The organism is Mixta mediterraneensis, assembly GCF_014946725.1.
GTDB lineage: Bacteria > Pseudomonadota > Gammaproteobacteria > Enterobacterales > Enterobacteriaceae > Pantoea > Pantoea mediterraneensis.
The window spans coordinates 114,366-129,946 of sequence record NZ_JACFXY010000010.1; the positions used below are offsets into that span (position 1 = coordinate 114,366).

The following is a 15,581-nucleotide window of genomic DNA, read 5'->3' on the forward strand; positions in this document are numbered from 1 at the left end:
TTATGGAATAAGCGTGACATAAACCAAAGCAGAGCTAAAAGAATTAAAAAAAAGCCAATATAACTTAAGGGAATATACAGCGAAGATGGCAGGGCGCATTAATAATACGCCCTGAAAAATCAGTAAAGCTGTTTTGCGGTGTCCAGCCAGTCACGTTTAAAAGGACGTTTCATATTTTCAATGGCATCAATAATGTCGTGATGCACCATTTTTTCGTTTTGAATCCCCACGCAACGTCCGCCGTAACCCTGCATCAGCAGCTCGATCGAGTAAGCGCCCATACGTGATGCCAAAATACGGTCATAGGCGCAAGGCGCTCCGCCTCGCTGAATGTGACCCAGGACAGTTGAGCGTGTTTCACGTTTGGTTTCTGTTTCAATAAAGCGCGCCAGATCGTCAATGTCGCAGATGTGCTCGGTAATAGCGACAATCGCATGTTTTTTACCTTTGGCAATACCCGCTTTGATTTCCGCAACTAACTCTTCACGGGTATAAGGAATTTCTGGCAATACAATAAATTCACAACCGCCCGCAATTGAGGCTGCCAGCGTCAGGTCGCCGCAATGACGGCCCATCACTTCAACAATTGAAATACGCTGGTGCGATGACGAGGTGTCACGTAAGCGGTCAATGGCTTCTACTACTGTTTCCAGCGCAGTGAAATAACCAATGGTGTAATCGGTGCCGGCAACATCGTTATCAATGGTGCCTGGCAGACCAATGCACGGAAAGCCCACTTCAGTCAGGCGCTTTGCGCCCATGTAAGAGCCGTCACCGCCAATCACGACCAGCGCGTCAATGCCGCGCTTCTTCATGTTTTCGATAGCGACCTGGCGAATTTCTTCATTGCGAAATTCGGGAAAACGGGCAGAACCCAGGAAAGTACCGCCACGATTAATCATGTCTGACACGCTGTAGCGGTCCAGGTTGATCATGCGATCTTCATACAAACCCAAATAGCCGTCATAGATACCAAAAACTTCCAGTCCTTCACTCAGCGCGGAGCGGACAACTCCGCGAATGGCTGCGTTCATGCCTGGGGCGTCACCGCCGCTGGTCAATACACCGATTTTTTTGATCATGACAACCTCTGGATTGTTCAAAACGAAGGGTTAATCCTGCCTGTCGAACGCCGTTTTGCTGATTTATGCCAGGCGCGACTTACGATGGCAAATAGTATATCAAAGGCTTGCGGCTGAATTGATTCAGGTCAGGCAAGTTTTCATTTATTTTTGCAGCAATGTTAGCGTCACGTCATTTTCATTTGTACTAAGTTGATTTTTTTAGTTAAAAACCGAGTGAATCCTGCTGTTCGAACGGTACTACAGAACAGGGATCTTGATGGATTATTACGTCAGAGCCGGGGAATTTCTTAAGCAAGGCTTTCTCAACCTGATCAGCCACACGATGTGCCTGTACTAACGGTAGCTGATCCTCCAGCTCTAAATGCAGCTGAATAAATTTAGTTGGGCCAGATTGGCGTGTACGCAGATCGTGTACGCCCTGCACACCCGGCCAGTTAATCGCAACCTCAAGAATTTGCTGCCTTTCCTCTTCCGGTAAGGCACGGTCAAGCAATGACTGTACCGCCTCATATCCCATACGCAACGCGCTATAAAGGATAAAAACGCCAATCCCCAATGCAAATAATGCATCAGCGCGGACAAAACCATAGCCACTTAATACTAGAGCAGCCAGGATTGCTCCGTTCATAATGACATCCGATTGGTAATGCAACATGTCAGCGCGTATCGCCTGACTGCGGGTTTTACGTACTACCCAACGCTGAAATGCCACCAGAGTTAACGTTGAAAATAACGCGACGACGGTAACAACAATCCCGACGATAGGCGCACGTAATACATTGGGGGAAGCAAGATGTTGTAGACCCGTAAGGAACAGAAACAGGGCAGAACCAGAAATAAACATGCTTTGCGCCAGCGCCGCTAAAGATTCAGCTTTACCGTGGCCAAAAGTGTGATTGGCATCTGCGGGCTGTAGCGCGTAGCGAACCACCAGGAGATTAGTCAGCGAGGCAGCTATATCGACTAAAGAATCAACCAGCGCCGCTAGCAAGCTGACAGAACCGGTGTACCACCAGGCGAAAATTTTCACAATCAACAAGGTGCTAGCAAGGATAGTTGCTGCTAACGCTGCGCGTTTAACCAATCGAGCATAGGTGGGTTGCATATCTGGCTCCCTTATACGCGTCCATTAAGGCGCATACCCAAACTGGGACAATAGCTTAAGTCTAACACCTGGGTTGCGGCTGCGCATAAAAGGCTGGTTCAACCGAGCTAGAGCGGTTGATTGAAGTGAGAGGGCGCGAAAAATTTCTGATAAAATCCAGATAAAAACATGCCCCGACTTCGGGAAAGGCGGGGCAGTCTGCTTATTCTCATAAGCGCCAGATTAAAATACAGATCTAACAAGGCAAAGGCTAGCTACGGCCGCCATGGCTGTTTTTGCCGCCTTTTTTACCTGCCTCAGAGGCTTTTTCGCGGTCGTTTTTAAAGTTACCACCGCTGCTCTGACCGCCTTTTTTGCCGGCTTCAGAGGCTTTTTGCGGGTTTTCTGCGAAATTACCTGAACCACCACGATGTTCTGCCATAATTTACTCCGTTAATAGACGTACTTTAGATTACATAATGTGGTTGAAGCTCTCCATTTTTCCCGGGATGTATCGCCTTCCTTGTTGCGACAAAATTAAGTATAGAACGCAGGCCCTGGCTCGCAAGCGCAGCGACAGGTTTATAACCTATTGTTTTATAATAGAATAAAAAAATAACACCCTTAATTAATTCATTATTTATTAACGGGTTAATTAATCTAAAATTTTTTGGCATTTAATTTGCGCTGCGCTTAAGAAAAAAAGAAAACAAAAATTAATTAAGCAGAGCGGGAAAAATTAAATTAACAAGACAATTAATAAGGGCTTTACTGGATTTAAGTCAGAGCGCGGAAAATACTCGTCGGAATAATGCGTAAGTGCCAGTACTCGTTTAAGTTATAGCTTCTGACGGCGTTCAGAGCTATTAAGCCACTACAGCACGTCAGACACACACAAAGAGCCCGCCTGGCGGGGGTTCTTTTTCTTTTTGCTATCACAACGCAGTTATACGCTCAAGCGCTGCCTGAGCCAAAAAGCCCGAACGGCTTTTAAACTCCGGGTGCGAAGCAACACAACGATCAATCCGGTCAATCAGTGATTTAGGTAAAGGTAACATGACGTTAATTTTTTCCAAGCCGCCCAGCAAACGGATAACATCAACGTCAACCAGCGCCCATGTGTAATCCGCATAATCGGGATTTGCAGCCAGAGCCTCAACAGTAGACACGGCGGGAATATCATGTCCCAACTCTACGGATAATACGATATGTCCAGTAATCGCCTCTTTTGCATTAGCTATGGCTTCATCCAGAGTATCACCTGCGGAAAAACATCCAGGCAAATCGGGAACAGTTACGCCGTATGCGTGCTCGCTGTCGCCAGCTTCGATTGCAATTGGATAAAAAATATTCAAGCCTCTTCGGGTAAGCGGGGTTACATCCCCGCTTGTTTCCTGATGCTTTTTACCGTGCCAGTCGGTAAATCTTTTTTGGGGTGGGGTATCGTAACCAGACCCGGTTTTGTCGGGCAAGTAAAGTGGCGATGACTACCGTTTACCCTTACCAGGGTCCAGCCATCATCCTTGATTTCTACACTTAACTTCCTGCTATCCATCCCTATGCCCTGCTGTGTTCCGGTGAAATAAGAATAACCCCTTGATGGCAATCATTTAAGGGTGTTGGGGTTATTCATTCTGCCAGAAGCAGGAAATAAAAAACTCCGCCAGACGGGTTTCTCTTAATGTTGTCAGAGGGCGAAGGCTAACTGATTTTCGTCGTAGTCAGAGCGCGGAAACCCTCCTGCCAGAATAATGTGGGCTTTTGCAGAAGACGTTAGATGAAGCCGCGCGCTGCTCTTTTTTGATCATTTCTTTCTCACGAACCTGCGAAATAAACCTTCGGCTGAGAGTGAGAATCCAGTGCAGGGGCTGCCAGCTCTGAGCGAGAAACAGTCGGCAATGACTTTTCTCAAGGAAGCAGAGAGCGGCCAGCTGTTGAAAACGCTGGAAGGTGATGGCCTTCTTATTGCCCTGCTTTGCCCTGGCACTGGCGCCCGATGGGGTGAGACCAGCACACTGCCTGTTAGCATTGTCGTTACAAAAATTCAGTAACTTTTTGATTTAAAGGATATTTAAAATAATTTTTTGTAAAAAAAACCCCACCATATAAATGGCGGGGAAGACAGGGATGGTGTCTATGGCAAGGAAAAAAGGGATACTGGGTTACTACTGGTATTACTTACTGCTTGCAGCGATGATGTTGGCTGCAAATTCGATAATTCGCGCAACTCATTGAGTCGCTGCTGGTAATTTTCCTGTAGCGTGGCTTGCTGCGCCGGCGTTAACAGGTGATACATCTGGTTTTGTACGCGCGCCATCTCGACGTGCTGCTCAATCTGAACCTGAGCAATTTTTTCCGCTTTTTCGCGAATGGCCGCTTCGTTAAACTTGTCCGCAGTCACTAAGTCGTGCATGGCTGCAATATCGTCAATACTTATCGCTGGACGATCATGTCGAGCCTGTTGCATCAGGTCACGCATCTGTTGCCGTTGTTGTTCAGTCAACGCGATGCCATCGAACATGTGGCTTTGCGGATTTTGCGTCATACTGCCTGTCGTTAATCCGCTGTGATGCATCTCGTCAATCGTCGTCGTGTCTGCTGCTTCTGCGCTGGCATGACTAAGAACCATTGCGGAGGCAAGGACGACGGCGCTTACTTTGCGCATCGTTTACTCCAGTTCGTTCCATTTTGCGATTCAACGAGAGCCAGTGTACGGCGAAAGCTGCAAACATCCGTCAGGGGGTGTAAAACTACGTAAAGCGATGGATTGGTGCGGTAGGAACACGCTATTTTGCCTGCGGAGGGCTACAAAAATGAATAAAATCCTGTTGGTAGATGATGACCGCGAATTAACTTCGCTTTTGAAAGAACTGTTGGAAATGGAAGGTTTTGAAGTTGAAGTCGCCAGCGACGGTGAACAAGCACTAAACCTGCTTGATAACTCAATTGATCTGCTGTTACTTGATGTCATGATGCCAAAGAAGAACGGCATCGACACATTGAAAGAATTACGTCAACAATATCAAACGCCTGTCATTATGTTGACCGCTCGCGGCAGCGAGTTAGATCGTGTGCTCGGTCTGGAACTGGGTGCAGACGACTACTTGCCAAAACCGTTTAACGATCGTGAACTGGTTGCACGTATTCGCGCCATTCTGCGTCGCTCTAACTGGAGCGAACAGCAGCAGCAACATGACAACAGCTCACCGACCCTGGAAGTGGACTGCCTGCGTCTCAACCCAGGACGACAGGAAGCCAGTTTCGATGACGAGACGCTGGATCTTACCGGCACCGAATTCACTCTGCTCTATCTTCTGGCGCAACATCTGGGACAGGTCGTGTCGCGCGAGCACCTGAGCCAGGAAGTGCTTGGCAAGCGTTTAACGCCATTTGACCGCGCCATTGATATGCATATCTCCAATTTACGGCGAAAATTGCCTGAGCGCCGTGATGGTCATCCCTGGTTTAAAACGTTGCGTGGCCGCGGCTATCTGATGGTTTCGGCATCATGATTGGAAGTTTGACCACCCGTATCTTCGCCATCTTCTGGTTAACGCTAGCGTTGGTGTTGATGCTGGTGTTAATGGTGCCCAAGCTGGATTCCCGGCAAATGACCTCGCTACTGCAAAATGAACAGCGGCAAGGCTTGATGATTGAGCAGCACGTGGAGGCGGAACTACTCCAGGATCCACCGAATGATTTGATGTGGTGGCGTCGGCTGTTTCGCGCTGTAGAAAAATGGGCACCGCCTGGTCAACGCTTGCTACTGGTTACCAGCGAAGGTCGTGTGATTGGCGCGCAGCATAATGAAATGCAGGTAATTCGTAATTTTATTGGCCAGTCAGATAACGCCGATCATCCACAGAAAAAGAAATACGGGCGCGTAGAGTTGGTTGGGCCTTTCGCCGTGCGTGATGGCGAAGATAATTATCAGCTCTACATGATCCGTCCTGCCACCAGCTCCCAGCTCGACTTTGTCAATCTCCTTTTTGACCGTCCGCTATTGTTGTTAATTGTTACAATGCTCATCAGCTCGCCGTTGCTGTTGTGGCTGGCATGGAGCCTGGCGCGTCCGGCTCGTAAATTGAAATACGCTGCGGATGAGGTAGCAAGCGGTAATTTGCGTCAACACCCGGAACTGGAATCTGGCCCGCAAGAATTTTTAGCCGCAGGATCCAGCTTCAACCAAATGGTGAGCGCGCTCGAACGCATGATGAACGGTCAGCAGCGTTTACTTTCGGACATCAGCCATGAGTTGCGTACTCCGCTTACCCGCCTGCAACTGGCAACGGCTTTATTACGTCGTCGCCAGGGTGAAGGCAAAGAGCTGGAACGTATAGAAACGGAAGCACAACGGCTGGATGGCATGATTAATGACTTGCTGGTGTTGTCGCGCACGCAGCATAAAAATGCGTTAATCAGCGAAGCGATGAAGGCGAACCAGCTCTGGAATGGCGTACTGGAAGACGCTAAATTCGAAGCGGAACAGATGGGGAAAAAAATGGATATTCCTTATCCGCCTGGCCCGTGGCCGCTGTATGGCAATCCACATGCGCTGGAAAGTGCGCTAGAGAATATTGTGCGTAACGCGCTGCGCTATTCAAATTCTCATATCAGCGTGAGCTTCTCAGTGGATATTTCCGGTATCACCGTACACGTCGATGATGATGGCCCCGGCGTGAGCGCTGAAGATCGTGAGCAAATTTTCCGCCCGTTCTATCGCACTGATGAGGCCCGCGATCGCGAATCCGGTGGGACCGGCTTAGGTTTGGCGATCGTGGATACCGCTATTCAGCAACACCATGGGTGGGTGAAAGCCGATGACAGCCCGCTTGGTGGCTTGCGTCTGACTATCTGGTTGCCGCTTTACTCCTCTGCCCGACAATAATTTGTTATGCTTCGGCCCTTGTCATCGGGGGCCTTATGCATATCGTATTATTTGAACCAGAAATCCCACCTAATACCGGCAACATTATTCGCCTTTGCGCTAATACCGGCTTTCAGCTGCATTTGATTGAACCCCTCGGCTTTGCCTGGGATGACAAACGTCTGCGCCGCGCCGGGCTGGATTATCACGAATTCACCGCCGTTAAAAAGCATGCCGGTTATCAGGCGTTTCTCGCTACTGAGCGCCCTGCCCGACTGTTTGCCTTAACCACCAAAGGCACGCCTGTACACAGTGCTGTGCATTACCAGGCGGAAGATTACCTGCTGTTTGGACCAGAAAGTCGCGGCTTGCCCGCTGAAATCCTGGATGCCTTGCCGGCACAGCAGAAAATCCGCATTCCGATGATGGCAGAAAGTCGCAGCATGAATTTATCGAATGCGGTGTCAGTGGTGGTATATGAAGCGTGGCGCCAGCTGAATTATGCTGGCGCGCTGATTAAACGCTAGATGCCATCACCAAACTGGAATCCCGCCAGGCTACCATTGAAGTGCTGATCCATATCCATTGACGGTTTTTCGCTGCCGGGCTTGCCGACAATACGTGCGGGTACGCCCGCAGCGGTGGTATGGGGCGGAACCGGTTGTAAAACCACAGAACCCGCACCGATTTTAGCGCCGCGTCCCACTTCGATATTACCCAGGATTTTCGCTCCCGCGCCGACCATCACGCCTTCACGGATTTTTGGATGGCGATCGCCGCTGGTTTTTCCGGTGCCGCCGAGCGTTACCGATTGCAGGATCGATACATCGTTTTCAACCACAGCGGTTTCGCCAATCACAATGCCGGTTGCGTGGTCGAGCATGATGCCGCAACCAATTTTCGCTGCTGGATGAATATCTACCGCGAACGATACCGATATCTCATTTTGCAGATACACAGCAAGCGCACGACGCCCTTCGTTCCACAGCCAGTGGCCGATACGATAAGCCTGCAAAGCATGGAATCCTTTAAGATAAAGCAACGGCGTCGAATATTTATCCACAGCGGGATCGCGCTGACGCACCGCCTGAATATCGTAGGCCGCCGAGGCGATCATTGATGCATCTTCACGATAGGCTTCTTCAACGATTTCGCGAATGGCAATCGCTGGCATAATTGGATTGGCGAGTTTATTCGCCAGCATGTAACTCAGCGCGCTGCCGAGATTTTCATGCTTAAGCAATGTCGCATGGTAAAAACTGGCCAACATTGGCTCACAATCTGCCAATGCGCGCGCTTCCGCTTTGATATTGTTCCAGACCATTTCTAACTCATCAGACGACATTGCTGTTTTCTCCCGATAAAAAAAGCGCCTGAATTGGCGCTACAGGTGATTACGCTTCGCTCCCTGCTTTAGCTGCTGCTGTTTTCGTCCTTCCTTGTACGCCCCAGCAGACTCAATGCTGCATCTCGCGCTGGTTTTTCGCAATATAGTACCTGATAAATCTGCTCGGTAATTGGCATTTCTACGCCAGTTCTGGCGGCTAATACTTTGACTTCTTTAGTGTTTCTGTAACCTTCTACAACTTGTCCGATAATGCGTTGTGCGCTGTCAACGTCTTCGCCCTGTCCCAGCATCATGCCAAAACGACGGTTGCGTGACTGATTATCGGTACAGGTCAACACTAAATCGCCCAGTCCTGCCATGCCCATAAAGGTCGTCGGGTCAGCACCCAACGCAGCGCCTAAACGGCTCATTTCTGCCAGACCGCGGGTAATAAGCGCGGTACGTGCGTTTGCGCCAAAACCGATGCCGTCAGAGATACCCGCCCCGATAGCGATAACGTTTTTAACCGCACCACCTAACTGCACGCCAATAAAATCGGGGTTGTTGTAAACGCGGAAGCTTTTACCGCAATGCAGTTTCTGCTGCAAATCTTCAGCGAACGCCCCTTCGGTAGCGGATAACGCAATCGCCGTAGGCAATCCCGCCGCTAATTCTTTAGCAAAGGTCGGACCTGAAATCACAGCCAATGGAATAGAATCGCCCAAGATTTCACGCGCCACATCTTGCAATAAACGCCCGGTTTCTTTTTCCAGACCTTTAGTCGCCCAGACAATACGAGAATCGGCACGCAAATGCGGTTTGATTTGCGTTAGTACATCCCCGAAAACGTGGCTTGGCACTACGACTAACAAATCGCGACTGGCGGCAATGGCCTTAACCAGATCAGGCTCAAGCGCAAGGTTGTCAGGAAAAGGCACATCGGGCAAAAAAGCGGTGTTGCAGCGATCGGACTGGAGTTGCGCCAGATGCGCAGGATTGTGTCCCCACAATAATACCGGGTGGCCATTACGGGCCAGAGTAATCGCCAAAGCGGTGCCGTACGAGCCAGCACCGATGACGCTAATCGAAGCGTTATGTGTCATCAGGCATCCTGATGTTGTTCAGCGCCTTCTTCACCTTGCTGCTGCAGGTAGTTCATGAACAGGGCATCAAAGTTAACTGGCGCCAGATTAAGCTGCGGGAAAGTGCCACGCGAAACTAAACTGGTGATGCATTCACGGGCATACGGGAACAGAATGTTCGGGCAGTATGCGCCCAGGCAGTGTGCCATTTGCGTACCTTCAATGCCGCTAATGGTAAAGATACCGGCCTGCTGAACTTCGCACAGAAATGCAGTTTCTTCACCAACGGTCGCCGTCACGGTCACGCGCAGCACCACTTCATAAACTTCATCCGCCAGTTGTGAAGATGCCGTATCCAGATCCAGTTTTACATCCGGCTCCCACTCTTTTTGGAAAACCTGCGGTGCATTTGGCGCTTCAAAAGAGATGTCTTTGGTGTAAACGCGTTGAATCTGGAATTGCATTTCGTTGGTGTTATGTTCTGACATGTAACTAAGTCCTGTGAGTTAAAATGTTCAGCGTAAACTACGCCTGCAGTAACGGATCTAAACCTTCGCGACCATCAAGCGCGAAAAGATCGTCGCAGCCGCCAATGTGCTGCGCATCAATAAAAATCTGTGGAACGGTAGTACGGCCGCTGCGTTTGATCATCTCTTCGCGTTTCGCCATGTCCCCATCAATAGGGATCTCCTGGAACGATACGCCTTTCTGACTTAACAGCGCCTTTGCCCGGTGGCAATAAGGGCAGGTAGCTTTGGTGTAAATCTCAATGTTTGCCATGGATTGTATCTCAGTAAGGTTATTTACCGCGGACTAACGGCAGATTTTCACCGCTCCAGCCGCTTACGCCATCTTTCAGCACGGTAACCTGAGTAAAACCTGCCGCGCTGAGATGTGCAGCAGGCTCTGCTGCGCTTTGTCCGGTTGCACACACCACAATTATGGGCTGTGCTTTATGTTTTTCCAGCTCGCCAAAGCTGCCTTTTTTTATGTCTGCCGCAGCCACGTTCAGTGCACCAGAAATGTGCCCTTTGCGATAATCGTCGCGCGAACGTACGTCTACAACTACCGCGTCCTCTTTATTAATCAGGCGGGTTGCTTCACCGCGGCTGATCGTTTTTACCTTAGAGAACATCCCCTTAACGGTAGTCACAATCACCAGAATGAGTAAAACAACCCATGCCAGACTCAGGATGGGGTGATTGCTTGCAAACTGCATAATTTCTTGCATGTGGGATAACGACTCCAGACCGGGCTAATAAGCTAAAACAAGGGTTCTGAGTATACCTGCGCCACTTCGCATGTACAGACGCTAAGCGGCCAGAGTTAGGATTTGTGCATCATTTTCCAAAAAAAGTGGCCGAATGGCAAAAATGGCGCAACGCTTATGCTTGGTTTAGACGAAAACAGACATGTCTGGAAAAGCAAATGGTGGCCCGGCGCACTGGTAAGCGGCTGTTCATCGTGGAATAATCATTGGCCTATGAAGGGAAAAACAATCGTTTTACATACAAGGACCCGTCGCAACGGTGCTAACCTGCCGTTGTCCACCTATTTGTCCGCCCTCTCCTTCAGCCTGCTTTGCGCGGGCGCGTTGTTATTGCCGGTCGCTGCTCAGAGCGCAGACGACAACAAATCGCAGCTGAAGTCTATCCAGCAAAATATTGCCGAAAAAGAAAAAATCGTTAAAGCGCAAAAACTGCAGCGCAGCAAACTGCTCGATCAGCTCCAGAGTCAGGAAAAGGTTATCGCGCAGGCCAGTCGTCAACTGCGAGAAACGCGCAACAGCCTTTCCGCGCTAAATAGCGAAATCAGTCAGCTTGCCGCGTCGATTGCCCGGCTGGAAAAACAGCAGACGCAGCAAGAAACACTGCTGTCACAACAGTTAGACGCGGCTTTTCGCCAGGGCCAGCACAATGGCCTGCAACTGCTGCTGGGCGGGGAAGAAAGTCAACGTAGCGAACGTATTCTGGCCTACTTTGGCTATCTGAATGAGGCTCGTCAGCAGAGTATTGAGGCGCTGAAAAAGACGCGTCAGACGTTGAGCCAACAGCGTAGTACGCTGGAACAAAAGCAGCAGCAGCAAAAATCGCTGTTAGCGCAGCAGCAAGGCCAGCAGGATAAGCTGCAACAGGCGAGCGCGGCGCGTAAGAAAACGTTGAGCGTACTGGAAAGTTCGCTTGAGAAAGATCAGGCTGACCTGGTAGAAATGCGCCAGAACGAAAGCCGTCTGCAAAACAAAATCGCCAGAGCTGAACGTGAAGCACGTGAACGTGCGGCGCGTGAAGCGCGTGAAGCCGAACAGGTTCGCCAGCGCCAGGCTCAGGCCAGAGCCAAAGGTTCTCATTATCAGCCGACACAAAGTGAGCGCGAGCTGATGGCGCGCACCGGTGGCTTAGGCCGTCCTGGCGGGCAAGCCTTGTGGCCCGTGCACGGACGCGTTGAACACCGCTTTGGTGAACAACTGCAAGGCGAATTACGCTGGAAAGGTTTGGTGATTGACGCGCCGGAAGGTACGGAAGTCAAAGCCATTGCCGACGGCCGTGTCTTAATGGCCGACTGGCTGCAAGGATATGGACTTGTGGTGGTTATTGAGCACGGTAAAGGCGACATGAGCCTTTACGGCTACAACCAAAGTGCGCTGGTGAGTGTAGGTGCTCAGGTGAAGGCAGGACAGCCTATCGCTTTAGTGGGCACCAGCGGCGGCCGCGGCACGCCATCGCTCTATTTTGAAATCCGACGTCAGGGAAAGGCCGTCAACCCACTTCCGTGGTTAGGAAAATAAGCTTTGCTTCATCTTCGAAAACTCTCCGCCATCGTGAGCGGATTATTGCTCAGCTGCGTCGCTCACGCAGGCAAACTCGCCATCGTTATTGATGACTTTGGCTACCGTCCTACCGAAGAAAACAAAGTGTTGCAGATGCCGCCAGCGATTTCAGTCGCCGTGCTGCCTAATGCGCCGCAAGCGCGCAATATGGCAATCAAAGCACATCAGCGTGGCCATGAAGTGCTGATCCATCTGCCGATGGCGCCACTCAGCAAACAGCCGCTGGAAAAAGACACATTAACGCCTGATATGAATAGCGCCGAGATTGAGCGTATCATTCGTGAAGCCGTCAATAATGTCCCTTATGCGGTAGGGTTGAATAACCATATGGGCAGCAAGATGACGTCCAGCCTGTTTGGCATGCAGAAAGTAATGCAGGCGCTTAATCAGTACAGTTTTTACTTCCTTGACAGCATGACCATTGGCAACAGCCAGTCGATTCCGGCTGCGCAAGGCACGCATGTTAAGGTCCTAAAGCGCCGCGTTTTTCTTGATGACAGCCAGGATATTCATGCCATACGGCAACAGTTTAACCGCGCGGTTAAACTGGCACAGCGTGATGGCTATGCCATAGCGATTGGTCATCCCCATCCCAATACCGTGCGCGTGCTTCAGCAAATGTTGCCAACTTTACCTGCGGACATCACGCTGGTGCGTCCTGGTCAGTTACTGAATGAGCCGTTACACAATGGTAACTCTGGTAATAAGCAGATAAACAAACCGCCAAAAGCCACGCCTGCCACTCCCCATTTCCAGCCGCCAGGCGTGTGTGAATCCAGACAGCCGCTGACGCCGGTTCCAGCGACACGTGCGCTGACGGTAGTCACTGAAAGCATCAGTCAGAGCTCTCTGTTTGGCACGCTGCATCGGCTGTTTTAAACGCGCTCAATGCGCCTGAGCGTGCGCTCCACGCTCAGTCACCGGCAAAAATTATTATGTCGGCCGACAGCTCAGACCATGCGAGGGAATAGTGAAACGGATGACGAAACAGGCCCGAAACGTTCTGCAACTGGCTAGCGACCCAAAACCGAGCGGCCGCGCTGGCGGTCGTTATTTAATCCCAGCTCAGCACCACTTTTCCTGAACGTCCCGAACGCATGTCATCGAAACCCTGCTGAAATTCATCAATGTGATAACGATGGGTAATAATGGGTGCCAGATCGAGTCCCGACTGGAGCAGCGCGGTCATTTTATACCAGGTTTCAAACATCTCGCGGCCATAAATGCCTTTGATGAACAGCCCTTTGAAAATTACCTGATTCCAGTCGATAGCCATTTCAGCCGGTGGGATACCCAGCAAGGCAATATGTCCTCCATGATTCATGACTTCCAGCAAACTGCGAAAAGCAGGCGGCGCTCCCGACATCTCTAAGCCAATATCAAAACCTTCAGTCATGCCAAGGGATTGCATTACATCATGAAGATCTTCTTGCGCCACGTTAACGGCTCGCGTCACGCCCATGCTGCGCGCCAGCGCAAGGCGATAATCATTCACATCGGTGATCACTACGTTACGCGCACCAGCATGCCGACAGACTGCCGCCGCCATAATACCAATCGGTCCCGCGCCGCTCACCAGGACATCTTCGCCAACCAGATCAAAGGAGAGCGCAGTATGCACTGCGTTACCAAAAGGGTCGAAAATCGCGGCCAGTTCGTCAGATATATTGTCAGGGATTTTAAAGGCGTTATACGCCGGAATGACCAGATATTCGGCAAAACATCCCTGGCGATTTACCCCTACGCCTGCCGTGTTGCGGCACAAATGCCTCTTCCCGGCGCGACAGTTGCGGCAATGCCCACAGGTAATGTGACCTTCGCCGGAAACGCGATCGCCCAGCGTAAAACCTTTCACTTCCTGCCCTATCGCCACTACTTCGCCGACATACTCGTGTCCGGTAATCATGGGTACAGGAACGGTTTTTTGTGACCAGTCGTCCCAGTTATAAATATGCACATCCGTTCCGCAAATGGCAGTTTTACGGATTTTTATCAGCAGATCGTTGTGGCCCGGCTCAGGTTGGGTTGCATCCGTTACCATCCAAATCCCTTGCTCTTTTTTCAGCTTAGCGAGTGCTTTCATTATCGGCTCCTCAGACAATCACGCCAAGCTGCTGGCCGATGCGAGTGAAAGCCGCCACTGCGCGTTCCAGTTGTTGTTGGGTATGCGCCGCAGAAATTTGGGTACGGATGCGCGCCTGACCTTTAGGCACCACAGGGTAAAAGAAGCCCGTCACGTAGATCCCTTCCTGCTGCAGCAGACGGGAAAACTCCTGCGCTACACTCGCGTCGCCGAGCATTCCCGGGATGATGGCGTGATCGGCACCCGCCAGCGTAAATCCGGCGGCAGTCATTTTTTCGCGGAAATAACGCGCGTTACGCCACAGACGCTGGCGCAATTCGTCGCCTTCGCTTAACAGCTCCAGCACACGCATCGAAGCGGCGACAATGGCAGGCGCTAATGAATTGGAGAACAGATAAGGACGGGAACGCTGGCGTAACCATTCAACCACTTCGGCTTTGGCGGCGGTATAGCCACCGGACGCGCCGCCAAGCGCTTTACCCAGAGTCCCGGTAATAATGTCGACGCGGCCCATTACATCACAATACTCGTGAGTACCGCGCCCGGTATGACCAACAAACCCCACCGCGTGAGAATCATCCACCATTACCAGCGCGGAGAATTCGTCGGCAAGGTCGCAAATTGCGTTTAAACTGGCAATCACGCCATCCATCGAAAACACCCCATCGGTGGCGATGAGAATATGACGAGCGCCTTTATCACGCGCTTCCTGCAAACGCGCGCGTAGTTCCTGCATATCGTTGTTGGCATAGCGATAACGCTGAGCTTTACACAGGCGCACGCCGTCAATAATTGAAGCGTGATTTAACGCATCAGAAATGATGGCATCTTCCGCACCCAAAAGGGTTTCAAACAGACCGCCATTTGCATCAAAACAGGATGAGTAAAGAATCGCGTCTTCCATACCGAGAAATTCGGCCAGCTTTTTTTCCAGCTGCTTATGGGTATCTTGAGTCCCGCAGATAAAGCGCACTGAGGCCATGCCAAAGCCGTGCGAATCCATCCCCTCTTTAGCTGCCTGAATCAGGGCGGGATGATTAGCTAAGCCTAAGTAGTTATTGGCACAGAAGTTAATGGCGTGATTGTCATGGCCCACGGCTATATCGGTTTGCTGCGCCGAGGTGATGATACGTTCCTGTTTAAACAAGCCTTCCTGACGCGCCGTATCCAGTTGCTGACGTAATTGCTGGTAAAATTGCGCTGCCATCATTACTTTCCTCAATTGG

Annotated in this window: 19 protein-coding genes; 6 read left to right on the plus strand and 13 right to left on the minus strand. The window is 50.7% G+C overall.

Annotated features, from left to right (window positions below):
- Nucleotides 1–119 precede the first annotated feature (119 nt).
- From pfkA to H2P46_RS17170, 5 genes are all read right to left on the minus strand, one after another.
- Nucleotides 120–1,082 (minus strand): 6-phosphofructokinase, encoded by a 963-nt coding sequence (gene pfkA / locus H2P46_RS17150; RefSeq protein ID WP_193406112.1) that lies wholly within the window; start codon nucleotides 1,080–1,082, stop codon nucleotides 120–122.
- A 205-nt stretch (nucleotides 1,083–1,287) separates the two neighbouring features.
- Nucleotides 1,288–2,190 carry a CDF family cation-efflux transporter FieF gene (gene fieF, locus H2P46_RS17155; RefSeq protein ID WP_193406113.1) on the minus strand — a complete coding sequence of 301 codons (903 nt, stop codon included), beginning with the start codon at nucleotides 2,188–2,190 and terminating at the stop codon, nucleotides 1,288–1,290.
- Nucleotides 2,191–2,440: 250 nt separating this feature from the next.
- Nucleotides 2,441–2,611 carry a con-10 family general stress protein gene (locus H2P46_RS17160; protein WP_193406114.1) on the minus strand — a complete coding sequence of 57 codons (171 nt, stop codon included), beginning with the start codon at nucleotides 2,609–2,611 and terminating at the stop codon, nucleotides 2,441–2,443.
- 493 nt (nucleotides 2,612–3,104) lie between these two features.
- The gene (locus tag H2P46_RS17165) at nucleotides 3,105–3,518 is read right to left on the minus strand and encodes a type II toxin-antitoxin system HicB family antitoxin (protein ID WP_193406156.1); all 414 of its coding nucleotides are present in this window, start codon (nucleotides 3,516–3,518) and stop codon (nucleotides 3,105–3,107) included.
- Between the two features lie 26 nt (nucleotides 3,519–3,544).
- Nucleotides 3,545–3,724 carry a type II toxin-antitoxin system HicA family toxin gene (locus H2P46_RS17170; protein ID WP_193406115.1) on the minus strand — a complete coding sequence of 60 codons (180 nt, stop codon included), beginning with the start codon at nucleotides 3,722–3,724 and terminating at the stop codon, nucleotides 3,545–3,547.
- Nucleotides 3,725–4,067: 343 nt separating this feature from the next.
- Between H2P46_RS17170 and H2P46_RS17175 the strand changes: the two genes are divergently transcribed.
- Nucleotides 4,068–4,220, plus strand: a complete 153-nt coding sequence (locus H2P46_RS17175; RefSeq protein WP_193406116.1) for a hypothetical protein — start codon at nucleotides 4,068–4,070, stop codon at nucleotides 4,218–4,220.
- Between the two features lie 83 nt (nucleotides 4,221–4,303).
- On the opposite strand, the gene cpxP is transcribed toward H2P46_RS17175, so the two are convergent.
- Nucleotides 4,304–4,834: a cell-envelope stress modulator CpxP gene (gene cpxP / locus H2P46_RS17180; protein WP_193406117.1), complete on the minus strand. Its 531-nt coding sequence runs from the start codon at nucleotides 4,832–4,834 to the stop codon at nucleotides 4,304–4,306.
- 148 nt (nucleotides 4,835–4,982) lie between these two features.
- On the opposite strand from cpxP, the gene cpxR reads away from it, so the two are divergent.
- Genes cpxR through trmL form a run of 3 tightly spaced genes read left to right on the plus strand, consistent with a single transcriptional unit; the run spans nucleotide 4,983 to nucleotide 7,563 of the window.
- On the plus strand, nucleotides 4,983–5,681 hold the full coding sequence (gene cpxR / locus H2P46_RS17185) for an envelope stress response regulator transcription factor CpxR (RefSeq protein ID WP_193406118.1): 699 nt from the start codon (nucleotides 4,983–4,985) through the stop codon (nucleotides 5,679–5,681).
- Nucleotides 5,678–7,057, plus strand: coding sequence for an envelope stress sensor histidine kinase CpxA (gene cpxA, locus H2P46_RS17190; RefSeq protein ID WP_193406119.1), 1,380 nt, complete (start codon nucleotides 5,678–5,680; stop codon nucleotides 7,055–7,057). The genes cpxR and cpxA overlap by 4 nt, the downstream gene beginning before the upstream one ends.
- 35 nt (nucleotides 7,058–7,092) lie before the next feature.
- The gene (trmL, locus tag H2P46_RS17195) at nucleotides 7,093–7,563 is read left to right on the plus strand and encodes a tRNA (uridine(34)/cytosine(34)/5-carboxymethylaminomethyluridine(34)-2'-O)-methyltransferase TrmL (protein WP_193406120.1); all 471 of its coding nucleotides are present in this window, start codon (nucleotides 7,093–7,095) and stop codon (nucleotides 7,561–7,563) included.
- Here the strand turns inward: trmL and cysE are convergent.
- From cysE to H2P46_RS17220, 5 genes are all read right to left on the minus strand, one after another.
- Nucleotides 7,560–8,381: a serine O-acetyltransferase gene (cysE, locus tag H2P46_RS17200; RefSeq protein WP_193406121.1), complete on the minus strand. Its 822-nt coding sequence runs from the start codon at nucleotides 8,379–8,381 to the stop codon at nucleotides 7,560–7,562. The two genes, trmL and cysE, sit on opposite strands and share 4 nt — an antisense overlap.
- Before the next feature lie 68 nt (nucleotides 8,382–8,449).
- Nucleotides 8,450–9,466: an NAD(P)H-dependent glycerol-3-phosphate dehydrogenase gene (gene gpsA / locus H2P46_RS17205; RefSeq protein ID WP_193406122.1), complete on the minus strand. Its 1,017-nt coding sequence runs from the start codon at nucleotides 9,464–9,466 to the stop codon at nucleotides 8,450–8,452.
- Complete coding sequence (gene secB / locus H2P46_RS17210; protein ID WP_193406123.1) at nucleotides 9,466–9,933, minus strand: protein-export chaperone SecB; 468 nt, start codon at nucleotides 9,931–9,933, stop codon at nucleotides 9,466–9,468. Before secB ends, gpsA begins: the two co-directional genes overlap by 1 nt.
- A gap of 37 nt (nucleotides 9,934–9,970) precedes the next feature.
- On the minus strand, nucleotides 9,971–10,225 hold the full coding sequence (gene grxC / locus H2P46_RS17215; protein ID WP_193406124.1) for a glutaredoxin 3: 255 nt from the start codon (nucleotides 10,223–10,225) through the stop codon (nucleotides 9,971–9,973).
- 19 nt (nucleotides 10,226–10,244) lie between these two features.
- On the minus strand, nucleotides 10,245–10,676 hold the full coding sequence (locus H2P46_RS17220; protein ID WP_193406125.1) for a rhodanese-like domain-containing protein: 432 nt from the start codon (nucleotides 10,674–10,676) through the stop codon (nucleotides 10,245–10,247).
- A 252-nt stretch (nucleotides 10,677–10,928) separates the two neighbouring features.
- Here H2P46_RS17220 and envC point away from each other — a divergent pair, with 252 nt between their 5' ends.
- Both envC and H2P46_RS17230 read left to right on the plus strand, forming a co-directional pair.
- A complete protein-coding gene (gene envC / locus H2P46_RS17225; RefSeq protein ID WP_193406126.1) occupies nucleotides 10,929–12,230 on the plus strand; it encodes a murein hydrolase activator EnvC in 1,302 nt (433 codons plus the stop codon).
- A 3-nt stretch (nucleotides 12,231–12,233) separates the two neighbouring features.
- The gene (locus tag H2P46_RS17230) at nucleotides 12,234–13,151 is read left to right on the plus strand and encodes a divergent polysaccharide deacetylase family protein (protein WP_193406127.1); all 918 of its coding nucleotides are present in this window, start codon (nucleotides 12,234–12,236) and stop codon (nucleotides 13,149–13,151) included.
- A gap of 175 nt (nucleotides 13,152–13,326) precedes the next feature.
- Here the strand turns inward: H2P46_RS17230 and tdh are convergent, their stop codons facing one another.
- Both tdh and kbl read right to left on the minus strand, forming a co-directional pair.
- Nucleotides 13,327–14,355 carry an L-threonine 3-dehydrogenase gene (gene tdh / locus H2P46_RS17235; RefSeq protein ID WP_193406128.1) on the minus strand — a complete coding sequence of 343 codons (1,029 nt, stop codon included), beginning with the start codon at nucleotides 14,353–14,355 and terminating at the stop codon, nucleotides 13,327–13,329.
- A 10-nt stretch (nucleotides 14,356–14,365) separates the two neighbouring features.
- Nucleotides 14,366–15,562 carry a glycine C-acetyltransferase gene (gene kbl, locus H2P46_RS17240; RefSeq protein WP_193406157.1) on the minus strand — a complete coding sequence of 399 codons (1,197 nt, stop codon included), beginning with the start codon at nucleotides 15,560–15,562 and terminating at the stop codon, nucleotides 14,366–14,368.
- Nucleotides 15,563–15,581 lie beyond the last annotated feature (19 nt).

What these genes read in the sequence shown, in the direction of transcription:
- secB (WP_193406123.1), bottom strand. Translation starts at nt 9,933, where the DNA reads ATGTCAGAACATAACACCAACGAAATGCAATTCCAGATTCAACGCGTT.
- H2P46_RS17175 (WP_193406116.1), top strand. Translation starts at nt 4,068, where the DNA reads ATGACTTTTCTCAAGGAAGCAGAGAGCGGCCAGCTGTTGAAAACGCTG.
- trmL (WP_193406120.1), top strand. Translation starts at nt 7,093, where the DNA reads ATGCATATCGTATTATTTGAACCAGAAATCCCACCTAATACCGGCAAC.
- H2P46_RS17160 (WP_193406114.1), bottom strand. Translation starts at nt 2,611, where the DNA reads ATGGCAGAACATCGTGGTGGTTCAGGTAATTTCGCAGAAAACCCGCAA.
- gpsA (WP_193406122.1), bottom strand. Translation starts at nt 9,466, where the DNA reads ATGACACATAACGCTTCGATTAGCGTCATCGGTGCTGGCTCGTACGGC.
- pfkA (WP_193406112.1), bottom strand. Translation starts at nt 1,082, where the DNA reads ATGATCAAAAAAATCGGTGTATTGACCAGCGGCGGTGACGCCCCAGGC.
- H2P46_RS17170 (WP_193406115.1), bottom strand. Translation starts at nt 3,724, where the DNA reads ATGGATAGCAGGAAGTTAAGTGTAGAAATCAAGGATGATGGCTGGACC.
- fieF (WP_193406113.1), bottom strand. Translation starts at nt 2,190, where the DNA reads ATGCAACCCACCTATGCTCGATTGGTTAAACGCGCAGCGTTAGCAGCA.
- cpxR (WP_193406118.1), top strand. Translation starts at nt 4,983, where the DNA reads ATGAATAAAATCCTGTTGGTAGATGATGACCGCGAATTAACTTCGCTT.
- H2P46_RS17220 (WP_193406125.1), bottom strand. Translation starts at nt 10,676, where the DNA reads ATGCAAGAAATTATGCAGTTTGCAAGCAATCACCCCATCCTGAGTCTG.
- cpxP (WP_193406117.1), bottom strand. Translation starts at nt 4,834, where the DNA reads ATGCGCAAAGTAAGCGCCGTCGTCCTTGCCTCCGCAATGGTTCTTAGT.
- envC (WP_193406126.1), top strand. Translation starts at nt 10,929, where the DNA reads ATGAAGGGAAAAACAATCGTTTTACATACAAGGACCCGTCGCAACGGT.
- grxC (WP_193406124.1), bottom strand. Translation starts at nt 10,225, where the DNA reads ATGGCAAACATTGAGATTTACACCAAAGCTACCTGCCCTTATTGCCAC.
- cysE (WP_193406121.1), bottom strand. Translation starts at nt 8,381, where the DNA reads ATGTCGTCTGATGAGTTAGAAATGGTCTGGAACAATATCAAAGCGGAA.
- tdh (WP_193406128.1), bottom strand. Translation starts at nt 14,355, where the DNA reads ATGAAAGCACTCGCTAAGCTGAAAAAAGAGCAAGGGATTTGGATGGTA.
- kbl (WP_193406157.1), bottom strand. Translation starts at nt 15,562, where the DNA reads ATGGCAGCGCAATTTTACCAGCAATTACGTCAGCAACTGGATACGGCG.
- cpxA (WP_193406119.1), top strand. Translation starts at nt 5,678, where the DNA reads ATGATTGGAAGTTTGACCACCCGTATCTTCGCCATCTTCTGGTTAACG.